This window comes from Streptomyces violaceusniger Tu 4113, assembly GCF_000147815.2.
Lineage (GTDB): Bacteria > Actinomycetota > Actinomycetes > Streptomycetales > Streptomycetaceae > Streptomyces > Streptomyces violaceusniger_A.
In genome coordinates, this window is the sequence record NC_015957.1 from 66,448 (window position 1) to 82,875 (window position 16,428).

Genomic DNA, 16,428 nt, shown 5'->3' on the forward strand with positions numbered 1-16,428 from the left:
GCCCGGGGGGCGCCCCTCCGGCGCCCCCCGCCTCAGTCACCCGCGGAAGTCACCCGCAGAGGTCACCCGCAGAAGGCGTCCCGGACCGCGTCGTACTCCCGGGTCCACCACACCACCAGCGCGGCGGCCGCCGGGAACTGCGGATCGGCGCGCCGGTCCCCGCGCTGGTAGCGCCAGCGCAGCATCCAGAAGTCGTTGAGCCGCTCCCACCACACCCGGTGCACGGCCGCGGCCATCTCCGAGGCCCCGGCCCCCGCCGTGCAGCGGTACGCCCGCGCGTAGGAGCGCACCTTGGTGAGTTCCAGGGTGCCGTCCGGCCGTACGAAGAAGATCGCGGCGGCCCGGACCGCCTCCTCGGCGCGCGGCTGCACCCCGAGCCGGTCCCAGTCGACGATGGCGGCCGGTTCCGTGTCGCGGTAGAGCAGGTTCAGCGGGTGGAAGTCGCCGTGCACCCAGCCGGCGACCGGGACGGCGTGGGCCTCCGGGCGGCGGTGGGCGTGCCGCTCCAGCAGCGCCCGCCGCTCGACCAGGCGGTGCTCGGCGAGTTCGTCGAAGGTGTCGCGGTCCCGGCGCCCCCGGATCAGCGTGAGCAGCTCGTCGATGACGTCGAAGGTGTCCTCGGGGTCGGCCGCCTCCTCGGGCGGCCGGCGGTCGCCCGTACGGGCCCGCATGACGCGCTCCAGACAGGTGTGAACAAGCCCGAGCAGCCCGCCCAGCCGCCAGCACTGGGGGGCGGTCAGCTCTCCGCCGGCGCGGTGCTGTCCGTCGATCCAGGGGTGTAACGCGTAGCAGCGGCCGCCGATGACGGCGACCGTACGGCCGTCGGCGTCGGGGACCGGCGGGGCGACGGGCACCCCGAGCGCGTCCAGCCGCTGGGTGACCCGGTGCTGGCGGGCGATGGCGGTGCGGTCGCCGTCGAGGTGGTGTTTGAGGAAGAACCGGCCGCGGGTGGTGGCGAGGCGGTAGCCCCGGTTGAGCAGCCCCTGGGCGAGCGGTTCGCAGGAGACGGCCTCACCGGCGCTGTCGTAGCGGCGGAGCAGGGCGCCCAGGGTTTCCCCGTCGGGAGCGGCCTCGGCGGAGTGTACATGTGAGCGCGGCACCTGCCAGATGTTAGATCACCAGGGATCACCGCCACGGCGCGCGAGGACGACGCCGCACGGCACACCGGGGGACGGCCGGTTGACCGAGACGGGGCCGGCGCGTCTCGGTCCGCGTCGCCCGCCCGGGGCTGGGGTGTCCGACGGGTCTTGGCGCCTGCGACGGGCTGTTTCCCCTCCCCGCCCCTTCCCTCAACTGGGGCTTTGCCCCAGACCCCGGGGTCTGAGGGCAAGGCCCCTGCCACGCGGCGGACACCCCCGTAGCGCTTCCGGGCCTGCGCCGCCTCCGCCAGGGCTAGTGCTTCTGGGGCTGCGTCGCCTGCATCCGGGCGACATAGGCCGCCGCCTGCGACCGGCGCTCCATGCCCAGCTTGGCGAGCAGGCTGGAGACATAGTTCTTGATCGTCTTCTCGGCGAGATGGAGCCGCTCGCCGATCGCCCGGTTGGTGAGCCCCTCCCCGATCAGCAGCAGGATCCGGCGCTCCTGCTCGGTGAGGGCGGCGAGCCGGTCGTCCGGTTTGGCGGCCGTCTGGCCGCGCAGCCGTTCCAGCACCCGGGCGGTGGCCACCGGGTCGAGCAGCGACCGGCCCGCGGCCACGTCCCGGACGGCGGAGAGCAGTTCCGCGCCGCGGATGTCCTTCAGGACGTAGCCGGAGGCGCCCGCGATGATGGCGTCGAAGAGCGCCTCGTCGTCGGCGAAGGAGGTGAGCATCATGCAGCGGATGTTCTCGTCGCGGGCGCGGATCTCCCGGCAGACCTCGACCCCGCTGCGGTCGGGCAGCCGGATGTCCAGGACGGCGACATCCGGCCGGGCGGCCGGGATCCGCGCCAGGGCGTCGGCCGCGGTGCCCGCTTCGCCGACCACCTCCATGTCCGGCTCGCTCGCCAGCAGATCCCGTACGCCGCGTCGGACGACTTCATGGTCGTCAACCAGGAAAATCCCTATTTTTCCTTCTTCGCGCACGGATCCAGTCTCACACACGATGTCTTCCCGTGCCCTTGTCCAGCGGGATAACGTGCGCTTGTCCGGCGGCCTGCGGGGCTGTGACCAGTGGAAGTTTCCCCCCTCACGCGATTTACTTGGATATCCAAGCAAAATTGCAGGTCAGGTGGGGTTTCGCAGACATGCGACGCACTGGGTAACGTGCCTTGTGCAGGGCCAGCCGCCGGGAACCTGTCACGCCCGGCCATGCCTCGGCGCACCCACCCCGTGTGCCGAGACGGAACGGGCGAGCCGCAACTGGCCGCCGGCGGATCCCGGGGGCCGGACAGACGGAGGAGCACACGTGACCGTGGAGAGCACTGCCGCGCGCAAGCCGCGCCGCAGCGGAGCCAAGCGCAGCACCACAGCGCGGGACGCCAAGAAGCAGCCTGAGGGCCAGACCGAACTCGTACAGCTGCTGACCCCCGAGGGCGAGCGTGTCGAGCACCCCGACTACGCCATCGACCCGACCCCGGAGGAGCTGCGCGGTCTGTACCGGGACATGGTGCTGACACGGCGTTTCGACGCCGAGGCGACCACCCTGCAGCGCCAGGGCGAACTGGGCCTGTGGGCGTCGCTGCTCGGCCAGGAGGCGGCGCAGATCGGCTCCGGCCGGGCGCTGCACGACGACGACTACGTCTTCCCCACCTACCGCGAGCACGGTGTGGCCTGGTGCCGGGGCGTGGACCCGACCAATCTGCTGGGGATGTTCCGCGGGGTGAACCACGGCGGCTGGGACCCGAACAGCAACAACTTCCACCTGTACACCATCGTGATCGGCTCGCAGACGCTGCACGCGACCGGCTACGCGATGGGCGTCGCCAAGGACGGCGCCGACGCCGCGGTCCTGGCCTACTTCGGCGACGGCGCCTCCAGCCAGGGCGATGTCGCCGAATCGTTCACCTTCTCCGCGGTGTACAACGCCCCGGTGGTCTTCTTCTGCCAGAACAACCAGTGGGCCATCTCCGAGCCCACCGAGAAGCAGACCCGGGTCCCGCTCTACCAGCGCGCCCAGGGCTACGGCTTCCCCGGGGTGCGGGTGGACGGCAATGACGTGCTCGCCTGCCTGGCCGTCACCAAGGCCGCGCTGGAGCGGGCGCGCACCGGGCAGGGCCCGATGCTCATCGAGGCGTTCACCTACCGCATGGGCGCCCACACCACCTCCGACGACCCGACGCGCTACCGCTCCCCCGAGGAGCGGGAGCTGTGGGAGACCAAGGACCCGATCCTGCGGCTGCGCACCCTGCTGACCCGCGAGGGCCTGGCCGACGACGCGTACTTCGCCGAGCTGGAGCGGGAGAGCGACGCGCTCGCCAAGCGGGTGCGGGACGCGGTGCGGGCCATGCCCGACCCCGATGACATGGCGCTGTTCGAGCACACCTACGCCGACGGGCACGCGCTCGTCGACGAGGAGCGGGCGCAGTTCGCCGAGTACCAGGCTTCGTTCGTCACCGCAGAGGAGGGCATCTGACATGGCCGCCGAGAAGATGTCGCTCTCCAAGGCGATCAACGCGTCACTGCGCACGGCCCTCGAGTCCGACCCCAAGGTCCTGATCATGGGCGAGGACGTCGGCAAGCTGGGAGGCGTCTTCCGCGTCACCGACGGGCTGCAGAAGGACTTCGGCGAGGACCGGGTCATCGACACCCCGCTCGCCGAGTCCGGCATCGTGGGCACCGCGATCGGGCTCGCGCTGCGCGGCTACCGCCCGGTGGTGGAGATCCAGTTCGACGGTTTCGTCTTCCCCGCCTACGACCAGATCGTCACCCAGCTCGCCAAGATGCACGCACGGTCCCTCGGCAAGGTCAAGCTGCCGGTCGTCGTCCGCATTCCGTACGGCGGCGGGATCGGCGCGGTGGAGCACCACAGCGAGTCGCCCGAGGCGCTGTTCGCGCATGTGGCCGGGCTGAAGGTGATCTCGCCCGCCAACGCCTCCGACGCCTACTGGATGCTGCAGCAGGCCATCGGCAGCGACGACCCGGTGATCTACTTCGAGCCCAAGCGCCGCTACCACGACAAGTCCGAGGTCGACACCGCCGCGATCCCCGGTCCGCTGCACGCCGCCCGGGTGGTGCGGCCGGGGGCGGACCTGACCCTCGCGGCCTACGGCCCGATGGTGAAGGTCGCCCTGGACGCCGCCGCGGCCGCCGCCGAGGAGGGCAAGTCGATCGAGGTCGTGGACCTGCGGTCGATGTCGCCGATCGACTTCGACACCATCCAGCGTTCCGTGGAGCGGACGGGGCGGCTGGTCGTCGTCCACGAGGCTCCGGTATTCCTGGGCACTGGGTCGGAGATCGCCGCACGCATCACCGAGAGGTGCTTCTATCACCTCCAGGCCCCGGTGCTGCGGGTCGGCGGCTTCCACTCGCCGTACCCGCCGTCACGGCTCGAGGACGAGTACCTTCCGGGGCTGGACCGGGTGCTCGACGCCGTAGACCGTGCGTTGGCGTACTGAAGGGCTTGAGGAGATCGTGACGATGACCGCAGTCGAACAGCGCTTCCGTGAGTTCAAGATGCCCGATGTGGGCGAGGGGCTGACCGAGGCCGAGATCCTCAAGTGGTTCGTGGCGCCGGGCGACACCGTGACCGACGGTCAGGTGGTGTGCGAGGTCGAGACCGCCAAGGCCGCCGTCGAGCTGCCCATTCCCTTCGACGGCGTGGTGCACGAGGTGCGCTTCGACGAGGGCACCACCGTGGACGTGGGCACGCCGATCATCTCGGTGGACACCGACCCCGGTGCGGGGGAGGCGGCGCCCCAGGCCGCTCCCGCCGCCGGGAAGCCCGCCGAGGAGCCCGCCGCCGAGGCCGAGCCCGCCGAGAAGGAGGGCCGCCAGGCCAATCTGGTCGGCTACGGGGCGGCGCCCGCCTCCACCAAGCGCCGTCCGCGCAAACCGCTGCCGGGCCCCCAGCGCTCAGAGCCCGCCCCCTCCGCAGGGGCGCCCGCGCCCCAGGAGCACGCCCCCGCGCCCGCACGTCCCGAGGCCGCGCCCTCGCCCTCGCCCGAGCTGAACGGCAGCGGCCGGCCCGCCCGGCCGCTGGCGAAGCCGCCGGTCCGCAAGCTGGCCAAGGATCTGGGCATCGACCTGGAGGCGGTCACCCCGAGCGGGCCGGACGGGATCATCACCCGCGAGGACGTCCACGCGGCCGCCGAGGCCGTCCAGACGGCCCGGGAGACGCCCGTGGCGGCCCCGTCCAGGGCCGTGGAGGGCCGGGAGCGGCGGGTGCCCGTGAAGGGCGTACGGAAGGCCACCGCGCAGGCGATGGTCAACAGCGCCTTCACCGCCCCGCATGTGACCGAGTTCGTGACGGTCGACGTGACCCGCACGATGAAGCTCGTCGCCGACCTCAAGCAGGACCCGGCGATGGCCGGGCTGCGGGTCAACCCGCTGCTGCTGGTCGCCAAGGCCCTGCTGGTGGCCATCCGGCGCAACCCGGACGTCAACGCGACCTGGGACGAGGAGAACCAGGAGATCGTCTACAAGGACTACGTCAATCTGGGCATCGCGGCTGCCACGCCGCGCGGGCTGATCGTCCCCAACATCAAGGACGCCCACGCCAAGACCCTGCCCGAACTGGCGTCCGCCCTGGGTGAGCTGGTCACCACCGCCCGTGAGGGCAAGACCACCCCGGCCGAGATGTCCGGCGGCACGGTCACCATCACCAACGTCGGCGTCTTCGGCATCGACGCGGGCACGCCGATCCTCAACCCCGGTGAGTCCGCGATCCTCGCCTTCGGCGCCGTCAAGCTCCAGCCGTGGATCCACAAGGGCGAGGTCAAGCCCCGCCAGGTCACCACGCTCGCGCTCTCCTTCGACCACCGGCTGGTCGACGGCGAGCTGGGCTCCAAGGTGCTCGCGGACGTCGCGGCCGTCCTGGAGCGCCCCAAGCGCCTCATCACGTGGACCTGACTTAGCTACGGCTCGGTTCGCCTCCGGGGCGCTTTCAGCCGGTGTCGACGGTCGGCCGTGCTCGGTCCCTCGTTCCTCGGGACCTGCGCGCGCTCCCTTTCGACACCGGCGCGCCCCTTCGGCTCGCCCCCGGCTATCGCTGGGAGGTGCCCCCGGCCGGAAGAACTCAGCGCCCCGAAGCGGTAGGTGCCCCCCGTCCGCATCGCGGACGGGGGATGGGTGCGCATGCATCTTGTATCTATGATGTGCGCATCATGAGTCCCGCCGATACGGCCACCAAGCCGCCCCCTGCCGCCGAACGCGTCTACCACCACGTCAAACAAGCCGTCCTCGACCGCCGCTACGAGGGCGGCACACTGCTGAGCGAGGGCGAACTCGCGGACGCCGTCGGGGTCTCCCGTACGCCCGTCCGGGAGGCGCTGCTGCGCCTGGAGGCCGAGGGGCTGCTCAAGCTCTATCCGAAGAAGGGCGCCCTGGTGCTGCCCGTCTCCTCCCAGGAGATCGCGGACGTGGTCGAGACCCGGCTGCTGGTGGAGCAGCACGCGGTCGCCAAGGTCGTACCGGCCGGGCAGCAGCTCCTGGGGCGGCTCGAGGAGCTGCTGGAGGAGCAGAAGGTGCACGCGGCGGCCGGGGATCTGGCCGCCTTCGCGGCCGCCGACCGCTGCTTCCACGCGGCGATCGTCAGGGCGGCGGGAAACGCCATCCTGGCGCAGCTCTACGACCAGTTGAGGGACCGTCAGTTGCGGATGGGCGTGGCCACCATGCACGCCGAGCCCGGCCGCATCGCCAAGAACATCACCGAGCACACGGAGATCCTCCGGGCCCTGCGCGCCGGGGACGCCGGGTTCGCGTCCGGGCTGGTGCAGCGCCACATCAGTTGGGTGAACAACCTCGCCCGGGGTGAGGAGCGATGACCTCGGCCCAGTTGCCCGGGGATCCGCCCGGCGGCCGTCGTGCCGTCGCCGTGTGGGGTCTGGGCGTCGCCGTCTACTTCGTCGCCATCACCTATCGCACCAGCCTCGGCGTCGCCGGTATCGACGCCGCCGAGCGCTTCCACATCAACGCCTCGGCGCTGTCGACCTTCTCCATCCTGCAGGTGCTGGTCTACGCCGGGATGCAGATACCGGTCGGGCTCATGGTCGACCGTCTCGGCACCCGTAAGGTGCTCATGTTGGGCGTGGTGCTCTTCACCCTGGGGCAGTTCGGCTTCGCGTTCTCCCACTCCTACGCGATGGCGCTGGGCTCCCGGGCGCTGCTCGGCTGCGGTGACGCGATGACGTTCATCAGCGTGCTGCGGCTCGGCTCGCGCTGGTTCCCGGCCCGCCGCGGGCCGCTCATCGCCCAGATCGCCGCGCTCTTCGGCATGGCGGGCAACCTGGTCTCCACGCTGGTGATCGCCCGGTCCCTGCACGGCGTCGGCTGGACCACGACCTTCGCGGGCAGCGCGCTCGGCGGCCTGGCCGTCTTCCTCCTGGTGCTGTTCTTCCTCAAGGACCACCCGGAGGGCTTCGAGCCCGCGCCCGCCACCCACCTGGGCGCCGACTACGTCCGCCGGCAGATCGCGGACGCCTGGCGCGAGCCCGGCACCCGGCTCGGCATGTGGGTGCACTTCACCACCCAGTTCCCGGCGATGGTCTTCCTGCTGCTGTGGGGGATGCCGTTCCTGGTCGAGGCGGAGGGGCTGTCCCAGGCGACCGCGGGTCAGCTCCTGACCCTCGTGGTGCTCTCCAACATGGCGGTCGGCCTGGTCTACGGGCAGGTCATCGCCCGGCACCACGCCGCCCGCGCCCCGCTGGCCCTCAGCACGGTCGGCGCCACCGCGCTGCTGTGGGGCACCATGCTGGTCTGGCCGTCCGCCCACGCGCCCATGTGGCTGCTGGTGGTCCTGTGCGTGGTGCTCGGCGCCTGCGGGCCCGCGTCGATGATCGGCTTCGACTTCGCCCGGCCCGCCAATCCGCCCGAGCGGATCGGCACCGCGTCGGGAATCGTCAACATGGGCGGCTTCACGGCGTCGATGACCACACTGCTGGCCGTCGGCGTGCTGCTGGACCTGACCGGCCAGAACTACCGGATCGCGTTCGCCTCGGTGTTCGTGCTGCAGGCGCTCGGCATCAGCCAGATCCTGCGGCTGCGCGGCCGGGCGCACCGCCGGGAGCGCGAGCGCGTGGTCGCGAGCCGTGTCGAGGCCGTGCACGTACCGGCGTGACCCCCAGGGGCGTCACGGCGAGCTCCCCGGGGCGGCTCACGGCGTGACCCCCAGGGGGCTTACGGCGTGATCCCAGGCGCTGTGCGCCCCGACCCTACGGGCGGCGTTACGGCGTGATCCCAGCGCTTGTACGGCTGACCCTGCGGGCGGCGCTACGGCGTGATCCCAGGCGGCTGCGCGGCCCGACCCTCCGCGAGGCGCCAGGGCCCTCCGGGAGGCGTTACGGCGTGATCGCGAAGTGCCCGAGGATCGCCTCGGCGAGCTGCTGATCGCCCTCGATCTTCAGCCGCTCGGAGACCGCCTCGGGCCGCACCCGCCCACAGGCCAGCCGGACGTAGGTCTCCCAGTCCAGGGAGAGGGTGGCCGTCGGCCCGAGCGAGACACTGCCGTCGATGCTGCCCTGGCCGTCCGCGTCGACCCGGACCGTCCGCATGAACTCCAGCGGGCCGTTCACATCGAAGACGACGGCCGACTGGGGCGCCGCGCCCGCGTCCTTGGCGACGACCTTCGGCAGCGCCGACAGCAGCAGGTCACGGGTGATCGTGGCGCCCGGCGAGTCCAGATTGCCGGGCTTGTTCAGGGCCCGGCGCAGATCCTGCTCATGCACCCAGACGTCGAAGACCCGCTTCATCAGGGCCTCCCCCAGCGTGACCTCGGAGCCGCCGGGCCAGCGCACCATGGCGTCCGCGGCGCGCTTCTCGTTCCGCAACTGGCGGCCCCGCCGGATGACGGTGTACTCCAGGTCGGAGGTCATCTCGGGCGCGGTGTGACAGCGCCGGACGTCGACCTGGACCTCCATGTACCGCGACAGCTCGTTGGTGACGTGGAAAAGGTCGCGCGGCAGTGTGTGGATGGGGCGGGGGTCGCCGAGCATCTCGCATTCGAGTCCGATGACATGCGAGACGACGTCCCGCACCGACCACCCCGGGCACTCGGTGGCGAGGTTCCACTCGCGCTCCGCGAGCGGATTCACCAACTCCGATATCGCGTCGATGGAGTGCGTCCAGGCGTCGATGGAGGTCTGAAGGCTGGGATGGACGGTCACGGGACCCCTCGGGCGGTTGGTGCGCGGGCTGGGTGCTGGTGTGTGCGTTCAAGTTACGCTGCCCACGAGCGCGCGGGCAGTGCTTTCGGCTCTGATCGTAGGCCGGGATCGGCGGCTGGCGGCCTGCTCGCGATGGTAGTGTGCGCCCGCCCTCTCCTTATCTCCGGACATACCCCCGCACATCGGGCGAAAGCCATCGGGGGGCGGGGGAATGAGACGGGTGGGGCTGCTGTTTCATGGGGATATGGCTCCACGTGCACGCGTCCGCGCCCCCGAACTGATCGGCCGGGGCGGCTGGCTCAATACCGGCGGCAACGACCTCACCCTCACCGACCTGCGAGGGCGCATCGTCATCCTCGACTTCTGGACGTTCTGCTGTGTGAACTGTCTGCATGTCCTGGACGAACTGCGCGAGCTGGAGGAGAAGCACCGCGACACCGTGGTGATCGTCGGGGTGCACTCGCCGAAGTTCGTCCACGAGGCGGAGCACCAGGCGGTCGTGGACGCCGTGGAGCGCTACGAGGTGCACCACCCGGTCCTCGACGACCCCGAGCTAGCCACCTGGAAGCAGTACGCGGTACGGGCCTGGCCCACCCTCGTCGTCATCGACCCCGAGGGCTATGTGGTCGCCCAGCACGCGGGCGAGGGCCACGCACACGCCCTGGAGACCCTCGTGGGGCAGCTCGAGGCCGAGCACGCCGCCAAGGGCACCCTGCGGCGCGGCGACGGCCCGTACGTGCCCCCGGAGCCGGTCCCCACCGAGCTGCGCTTCCCCGGTAAGGCGCTGCTGCTGCCCGGCGGCACCTTCCTCGTCTCGGACACCACCCGCCATCAACTGGTGGAGCTCGCGGCGGACGGCGAGAGCGTGGTGCGGCGGATCGGCGCGGGCGAGCGCGGCCTTACGGATGGCACGGGCGAGCGGGCCCGCTTCAGCGAGCCCCAGGGGCTCGCCCTGCTCCCCGACGGCACCGTGGCCGTCGCCGACACCGTGAACCACGCACTGCGCCGCTTCGACCCGGCCACCGGCGAGGTCACCACGCTCGCCGGGACCGGCCGCCAGTGGTGGCAGGGGTCGCCCACCGAGGGGCCCGCCCGCGAGGTCGACCTGTCCTCCCCCTGGGACGTCGCCTGGTTCGCCGGCCGGCTGTGGATCGCCATGGCGGGTGTCCACCAGTTGTGGACCTACGACCCGGAGGCCCAGGCCGTACGGGCCGCCGCCGGGACCACCAACGAGGGTCTGGTCGACGGCCCCGCCGAGGAGGCGTGGTTCGCCCAGCCCTCCGGGCTCGCCGCCACCGAGGACCGGCTGTGGATCGCCGACTCCGAGACGTCCGCGCTGCGGTACGTCGAGCGCGACGGCGACGGCTTCGCCGTCCGTACGGCCGTCGGCACCGGGCTCTTCGACTTCGGCCACCGGGACGGCGCCGCCGAACAGGCGCTGCTCCAGCATCCGCTGGGCGTCACCGCGCTGCCCGACGGCTCGGTGGCGATCTCGGACACCTACAACCACGCGCTGCGCCGCTACGACCCGGCCACCGGCGAGGTCTCCACGCTCGCCACGGATCTGCGCGAGCCCTCCGGCGCGGTCCTGGCCGACGGGGACGTCGTCGTGGTGGAGTCCGCCCGGCACCGGCTGACCCGGCTGCGGCTGCCGGAGGAGGCCGTAAGGGTCGACGCGGTGGCCCACCGCACCCAGCGGGCCGCGACCGACATCGCCCCGGGGACACTGCGGCTGGACGTGGTCTTCCAGGCGCCCGAGGGGCAGAAGCTGGACACCCGCTACGGCCCCTCCACCCGGCTGCTGGTCAGCTCCACCCCGCCCGAGCTGCTGGCCGAAGGAGACGGCGCGGGCACGGATCTTAACCGTGAGCTGGTCCTTACGGAGGGCATGACCGAGGGCGTGCTGCATGTCTCGGCCATGGCCGCCTCCTGTGACGACGACCCGTCCAACGAGTACCCGGCCTGCCATGTGCACCAGCAGGACTGGGGCGTCCCGGTGCGGATCACCGAGGGCGGCGCGACCCGGCTGCCGCTGGTGCTCTCCGGGATGGACGGCTGAGCCCCGACCGGCGGTCAGTCGGGGCAGTTGGGCAGCGTGGAGTACTGCACCTGGTCCTGGCGGATCCGGATGCCCGGCACCCACATCCGCTTGCCGTCCTGTAAGACGCGGAACCACATGCTGCTGTGCCCGCCCGCCTCGTCGGTCACCGTGACGCCGTTGGCGATGCGGCAGTCGGCGCGCAGTGCGTCGCCGTGCCAGGCCCGGCCCACGATGTTCGACGGGCGGTAGGCGACGTACGGATCCTCGGCCAGGCCCAGGGAGCAGGCGCGGACCCGCTTGTGCCGGCAGTCCTTCTCGGCGTTGTAGACGGTGATCCGGGCGTCGCCCAGGGACGAGGAGCCCGCCGCGCCGCCCGGGGACCCGCCGTCGCCGGACGACCGGAGGGCGATCACGCCGGCCGTGCCCCCGGCGATGACGACGACGGCGCCCACCGCCGCGAGCGTGAGCCGCAGCCGGCGCCGGGACGGCCGGCCCTCCGGAGGCTGTCCCGGGGGCGGCGACGCGGTCGCGCCGGGCTCCGGCCCGGTCCCCTCGGCGGCTTGTACGGCGGCCTCGGCTTCGGTGGCCCGGTGCAGCAGGGTCACCAGTTCGGGCAGCCGGTCCTCGGCGGTGAAGGAGAGCTTGCCCCACTGGACCAGGAGCCGCTCGTCGGGAAGGCTCTGGCCGCGCAGATAGCGGGAGAGGGAGGACCGGCTCGCGGGCAGCCGCCCCTCCAGTTCCTTCAGGCTGAGTCCCAGCTCGCCGTGCATCCGGCGCAGTGCGGTCACGAATTCCCGTACCGGGCCGGAGAGTTCCTCGGGAAGCGGGGCAAGGGGCTTGCGTCGCCGGTTCTCTGGGCGATTCGGATGCGCTGCCACGTACACCATTGCAGCACGGGATCATGAACATGCCGAGCGACACGTCCACACCCCCGAGGTGGACGTGCCGCTCGTTACAGGAACCGGGTCAGGAACGCATCAGTCCATGAACTTCAGCGGCCGGTAGGGCTTGTACTCGCTGCCCGGCTCCAGTCCGTAGCGACGGGTCGTGTGATCCGTCCCGAAGTCGCCGCGCTGCTCGTAGGAGGTGTACGAGGTGTGGGCGGCATCGTTCCACTTCTCGAACATCACGACATGGCGGGTGTTGTTGTTCCCGGAGGCGTCGATCAGCAGATCCCCGGGCCGCAGGTCGTTCAGGGCGATCGGCTTGGTGATGCCGGAGCCGGTGAGGCCCACGGTGTTGCTGCCGGGCGCCTGGAGGCCCAGCGCCATGGAGACATAGCCCGAGCAGTCCTGGCGGTAGCCGTCCGTCCAGACCTGGGCCTGGCTGTACGGCACCCGGCCGCCGTTGTTGGCGGTCAGCCAGGTGGCGGCCCGCTGCAGCGCCTCGGCGCGGGTGCCGCCGGTCTGCGGCGGCTTCGGCGGCTCACCACCGCCGTTCTGCACCGGGACCCCGGGCAGCGAGTCCTGCGGGATGTCCACCGCGACGACGGTCACAAAGCCGCTGACCGGACCGGTGATATGGGCCATGTAGGTCGAGCAGGCCCCGTCCTCGCAGACCTTCTTTCCGGTGTTGACCTGGTAGTCGGCGGTGATGCGGTCCTGGCCCGGGGCGTCCTTGTTGAGCATCCCGACGGACGGGGAGCCGGTGTCGGCGCTCTGGTGGACCACCCAGCGGGTGCCCCAGGTGGGGAAGTCGGCGGTGGCCGCGGCCTTGGTGCCGAACTCGCCCGTGGTCGTCTTCAGTTTGAGGGCGGCGGCCCCGCCCTGGGCCGAGGTGGTGTCGCGGCTCGTCACACCCTTCTCGGCGACCTTCCCGGCCTTCGCCGCCTTGGCGTCATGGCCCGCGGTGTCGCCTGAACCCGAGCAGCCCACGAGCCCGGTGGCGCCGATGCCCGCCGCGGCGATCGCGGGGACCACCCTGCGCAGGAAGATCCGGCGTCGGCCGCCGCTGATGGAGTGCGTCATGTAGGGATTCCCCCTTGGTGAGAGCGCCGACGGCGGGCGTCGGCACGGCTCGGTCGAGGCCGCCGGGCCGTTCGTCGCGGCGACGGGAACCACTGTGGGCCGCGGGGCGGGGCCTTTCCGGGGCCGAGCCGTCCTTCGGGACGTCCCAGCCGGGCGCGCCCCTGATGACCTGCCAGGACGCCCATGGGAGAGGCCAGGAGCGGGACATGGAGGGCGGTGCCGTGGGACATGACGAGACGGCCCCCGCCGAGGCGGGGGCCGTCCGGGGCAGGTAGCCGGGGGGAGGCGGCTACCTGTCCGGCTGAGGGGCTCGGAATCGGGCGGTCACCGGAGTGGAAGGCCAGGCGGTCACCGGAGGGAAGGCCGGGCGGTCACCGGAGGGAAGGCCGGGCGGTCACCAGAGCAGGGCGTCGGACGCGTCGCTCTGCCAGTAGCCGACCTCCGTCCCGTCGCCGACCTCCACCGAGTCGCCGGGAAGGTCGACGGCGCGGCGGCTGTCCTCCCCGGGGAGGGAGACGGTCAACCCGGTGGCCTTACGGCCGCCGTCGGCCGGGGCGTCGGCCGCGGAGGTGGTCAGGCCCGCGTAACCGCTCTCGCCGGGCGGCAGCGTGACGACCGTCTGGGGCCGGGTGTCCCCGTCCTGCGGCACGGCCGCCCGCCCGTCGTCGAACCGCGCCACGGGGGAGCCGATGAGACGGCAGGTCACCCCGGACTGGTTGGTGATCTCCAGCAGCAGATGGTTGGCCGGCCGGGGGACGGAGGTGACGCTCACCGACATCGTGTCGAGACGGCAGACGCCGGTCTCGCCCTCGACGCCGCTGTCGGCCCGCAGACCGCCCTGGGCCCCGGCGTCGGCCCCGCCCGCCACCGTCTCCCGCGCGGCCTGCTGGGCGCCGCCCTGGAGGCCGTCCTCGTGGACGGTGGGGACGGCCGAGGCCATGCTCTCGGCCTTGCCGGCCGTCTTCACGCCCGACGCGTCGGCGGTGCCGCACGCCGCGAGGGTGATGCCCGCGGCGACGATCGTAAGGCCGGCCGCGACCGAGCGCAGGGTGCCGGCGCGGTGGGCGAGGCGAGCGGTGGTGAGCGGCATGGCGGGTCTCCCCTCAGCGGGCGTTCGGGCGTTTTCCGGTACGGCTCAAGCCTGTCCGGACCCGCTGCCGTTCGGCTGGTGAACGGCTGCCGCCCGCTAACGTCCCGCTAACGCCCCGCTGTTCACCCCTGCTCAGGCCCCCTGTGACGGTTCGCCGGAGGCCCCGCCGGACCCCTCGCCGGGGGTCTTGCCGCGCCCGCTCCCGTCGCCCTGGGCGAAGAGCTTCACCAGGTCGCTCATGACGTAGCGGTTGGTGGCCTCCTCGTCCAGCAGATGCATCTCCGCCAGCCGCTCCAGGGAGTCCTGGATCAGCTCGGGGTCCGCGCCCGACAGGGCGGCCGCCTCGGCGGTGTTGACCTCCCGTGCGAAGCCGGTGCCCAGGGCCCGCAGCAACTGCGCGTCGTCCGCCGAGAGCCGGGCCACGGAGTTGCGCAGCGCGGCGGCCACTCCGGTGTCCTCGGCCGACAGCAGCGCCAGCCTGCGGCGCTCGTCGCGCAGCGCGGTGGCCAGCCGGGCCAGCCGCCAGCGCGGCCGGGCCATCAGCTGGGCGGAGGCGGCGCGCAGCGCCAGCGGCAGCCCGTCGCACAGGGCCACCAGCTCCCGCGCGGCCTCCGGGTCCTCGGCGACCCGGGCGGGGCCCAGCAGCGCGCCCAGCAGGGCCGCCCCGTCCTCGGTGCCGAGGGCGTGCAGCCGTACGGGGCGGGCGGTGTCGGTGGCGATCAGCCCGTCCAGCCTGCTGCGGCTGGTGACCAGCGTGGCGCAGTGGGGTCCGCCGGGCAGCAGCGGGCGCACCTGGGCGGAGCTGCCCGCGTTGTCCAGCACCACCAGCAGCCGGCGGCGGGCGGCCAGCGAGCGGTACAGCGCGGACGCGGCCTCGGTCGAGGTGGGGATCTGCTCGGCCGGGGTGCCCAGGGCGAGCAGGAATTCGCGCAGCACCTCGGCGGGCACCGTGGCCTCGCCGCCGCTGAAGCCGCGCAGATCCGCGAAGAGCCGTCCGTCGGGGAAGGCGGCGGCCTGGGCATGGCCCCAATGGACCGCCAGACCGGTCTTGCCGACCCCGGCGGGCCCGGTGAGCAGCGCGATACCGCCCTCCTGGGGGTAGCCGCCGGAGCCGCCCGCCGCGCCGCCCTGGGCCGGTTCGGCGCTGCCCCGGGCCAGCCGGGTCAGCTCGGCCAGCTCCGCACCCCGGCCTTGGAAGCCCGCCGGGGGCCGGGGGAGCAGCTCGGGCACGGACGCGGCGGCGGCCACGGACTGCTGATGCGACGGGGTCGACGGCCCCGGCTGCCCCGAGGGGCCCGGCGCTCCGGCGCTCTGGGCGCCGCCCTGCGGCCCGTCCGCCTCGGGGGCCGCCCGCAGGATCTCCTGGTACGCGGCGCTCAGCCGCTGGCCCGGGTCGACCCCCAGATCGTCGTCGAGCAACTGCCGGGTGCGGTGGAACCAGGCGATCGCGTCGGACTGCCGTCCGGAGCGGTACAGCGCCAGCATCAGGGCGGCGATCAGCCCCTCGCGCAGCGGGTTGGCGACGGCGGCGGGGTGCAGGGCGCGCACCGCCTCCTCATGCTCGCCCAGCGCCTTGTGCGCCCGGGCCAGGGCCTCCACGGCGCTCAGCCGGCGCTCCTCCAGGGCGTGCGCGGCCGCCGCGAACGGCGGGCTGGCCACGGTCCCGGTGAGCGCCGGGCCGCGCCACAGGCCGAGCGCCTGGCGGAGCAGCCGGACCGCCTCGCCGGGGGCGGACTCCGGGCTGGCCTGGGCGGTCAGCGCGTCGAAGCGCTGGGTGTCGATCAGGGACTCGGGGATGCGCAGCAGATAGGCGGAGCTGTGGGTGGCCAGCTCGACACCGTGGTCCTCGGCGCCGCCCTCGGCCAGCGCGGCACGGAGCCGGGAGACATGGCCCTGGATGACGGTCCGGGCGTGGGCCGGCGGCTCGTCCTCCCACAGGCTGGTTATCAACTGCTCGACGGACACCGTCGCGTTGGGCCGCAGCAGCAGCATCGCGAGCACGCTGCGCCGTTTGGCGGGCCCCAGCGGAAGCTCGATGGGCGCTGCCGGCGGTCCCGCGATGACGGTCACCGGTCCCAGCACGGAGAAGTCCAA

General features: G+C 72.7%; 13 protein-coding genes. 6 read left to right on the plus strand and 7 right to left on the minus strand.

The genetic code is table 11. The annotated features are described in order from the left end of the window. Positions 1-62 precede the first annotated feature (62 nt). Both STRVI_RS00310 and STRVI_RS00315 read right to left on the minus strand, forming a co-directional pair. On the minus strand, positions 63-1,100 hold the full coding sequence (locus STRVI_RS00310) for a phosphotransferase (protein WP_014053621.1): 1,038 nt from the start codon (positions 1,098-1,100) through the stop codon (positions 63-65). A gap of 292 nt (positions 1,101-1,392) precedes the next feature. Then, complete coding sequence (locus tag STRVI_RS00315) at positions 1,393-2,061, minus strand: response regulator (RefSeq protein WP_014053622.1); 669 nt, start codon at positions 2,059-2,061, stop codon at positions 1,393-1,395. A gap of 322 nt (positions 2,062-2,383) precedes the next feature. Here STRVI_RS00315 and pdhA point away from each other — a divergent pair, with 322 nt between their 5' ends. The 5 genes from pdhA to STRVI_RS00340 all read left to right on the plus strand — a co-directional run bounded on the left by pdhA (position 2,384) and on the right by STRVI_RS00340 (position 8,191). Further along, entirely contained in the window at positions 2,384-3,550 is a 1,167-nt protein-coding gene (gene pdhA / locus STRVI_RS00320) for a pyruvate dehydrogenase (acetyl-transferring) E1 component subunit alpha (RefSeq protein ID WP_014053623.1), read from the plus strand. A gap of 1 nt (position 3,551) precedes the next feature. Then, positions 3,552-4,532, plus strand: a complete 981-nt coding sequence (locus STRVI_RS00325; protein WP_014053624.1) for an alpha-ketoacid dehydrogenase subunit beta — start codon at positions 3,552-3,554, stop codon at positions 4,530-4,532. A 22-nt stretch (positions 4,533-4,554) separates the two neighbouring features. Further along, on the plus strand, positions 4,555-5,985 hold the full coding sequence (locus STRVI_RS00330; protein ID WP_014053625.1) for a dihydrolipoamide acetyltransferase family protein: 1,431 nt from the start codon (positions 4,555-4,557) through the stop codon (positions 5,983-5,985). Positions 5,986-6,239: 254 nt separating this feature from the next. Further along, the gene (locus tag STRVI_RS00335) at positions 6,240-6,899 is read left to right on the plus strand and encodes a GntR family transcriptional regulator (protein ID WP_086019663.1); all 660 of its coding nucleotides are present in this window, start codon (positions 6,240-6,242) and stop codon (positions 6,897-6,899) included. Next, positions 6,896-8,191 carry an MFS transporter gene (locus tag STRVI_RS00340; RefSeq protein ID WP_014053627.1) on the plus strand — a complete coding sequence of 432 codons (1,296 nt, stop codon included), beginning with the start codon at positions 6,896-6,898 and terminating at the stop codon, positions 8,189-8,191. The genes STRVI_RS00335 and STRVI_RS00340 overlap by 4 nt, the downstream gene beginning before the upstream one ends. A gap of 220 nt (positions 8,192-8,411) precedes the next feature. On the opposite strand, the gene STRVI_RS00345 is transcribed toward STRVI_RS00340, so the two are convergent. Next, on the minus strand, positions 8,412-9,236 hold the full coding sequence (locus STRVI_RS00345) for a maleylpyruvate isomerase family mycothiol-dependent enzyme (RefSeq protein WP_014053628.1): 825 nt from the start codon (positions 9,234-9,236) through the stop codon (positions 8,412-8,414). Between the two features lie 244 nt (positions 9,237-9,480). Here STRVI_RS00345 and STRVI_RS00350 point away from each other — a divergent pair, with 244 nt between their 5' ends. Further along, on the plus strand, positions 9,481-11,295 hold the full coding sequence (locus tag STRVI_RS00350) for an NHL domain-containing thioredoxin family protein (RefSeq protein ID WP_043235167.1): 1,815 nt from the start codon (positions 9,481-9,483) through the stop codon (positions 11,293-11,295). Positions 11,296-11,309: 14 nt separating this feature from the next. On the opposite strand, the gene STRVI_RS00355 is transcribed toward STRVI_RS00350, so the two are convergent. The 4 genes from STRVI_RS00355 to STRVI_RS00370 form a co-directional block, all read right to left on the minus strand. Then, a complete protein-coding gene (locus STRVI_RS00355; RefSeq protein ID WP_014053630.1) occupies positions 11,310-12,164 on the minus strand; it encodes a helix-turn-helix domain-containing protein in 855 nt (284 codons plus the stop codon). 90 nt (positions 12,165-12,254) lie between these two features. Next, positions 12,255-13,244 carry a hypothetical protein gene (locus STRVI_RS00360; protein ID WP_014053631.1) on the minus strand — a complete coding sequence of 330 codons (990 nt, stop codon included), beginning with the start codon at positions 13,242-13,244 and terminating at the stop codon, positions 12,255-12,257. Between the two features lie 394 nt (positions 13,245-13,638). Then, complete coding sequence (locus STRVI_RS46130) at positions 13,639-14,334, minus strand: DUF4232 domain-containing protein (RefSeq protein ID WP_014053632.1); 696 nt, start codon at positions 14,332-14,334, stop codon at positions 13,639-13,641. Between the two features lie 132 nt (positions 14,335-14,466). After that, positions 14,467-16,428: an AfsR/SARP family transcriptional regulator gene (locus STRVI_RS00370; protein ID WP_014053633.1), complete on the minus strand. Its 1,962-nt coding sequence runs from the start codon at positions 16,426-16,428 to the stop codon at positions 14,467-14,469.

What these genes read in the sequence shown, in the direction of transcription:
- STRVI_RS00325 (WP_014053624.1), top strand. Translation starts at nt 3,552, where the DNA reads ATGGCCGCCGAGAAGATGTCGCTCTCCAAGGCGATCAACGCGTCACTG.
- STRVI_RS00330 (WP_014053625.1), top strand. Translation starts at nt 4,555, where the DNA reads ATGACCGCAGTCGAACAGCGCTTCCGTGAGTTCAAGATGCCCGATGTG.
- STRVI_RS00335 (WP_086019663.1), top strand. Translation starts at nt 6,240, where the DNA reads ATGAGTCCCGCCGATACGGCCACCAAGCCGCCCCCTGCCGCCGAACGC.
- STRVI_RS00340 (WP_014053627.1), top strand. Translation starts at nt 6,896, where the DNA reads ATGACCTCGGCCCAGTTGCCCGGGGATCCGCCCGGCGGCCGTCGTGCC.
- STRVI_RS00350 (WP_043235167.1), top strand. Translation starts at nt 9,481, where the DNA reads ATGGCTCCACGTGCACGCGTCCGCGCCCCCGAACTGATCGGCCGGGGC.
- STRVI_RS00355 (WP_014053630.1), bottom strand. Translation starts at nt 12,164, where the DNA reads ATGGTGTACGTGGCAGCGCATCCGAATCGCCCAGAGAACCGGCGACGC.
- STRVI_RS00360 (WP_014053631.1), bottom strand. Translation starts at nt 13,244, where the DNA reads ATGACGCACTCCATCAGCGGCGGCCGACGCCGGATCTTCCTGCGCAGG.
- STRVI_RS46130 (WP_014053632.1), bottom strand. Translation starts at nt 14,334, where the DNA reads ATGCCGCTCACCACCGCTCGCCTCGCCCACCGCGCCGGCACCCTGCGC.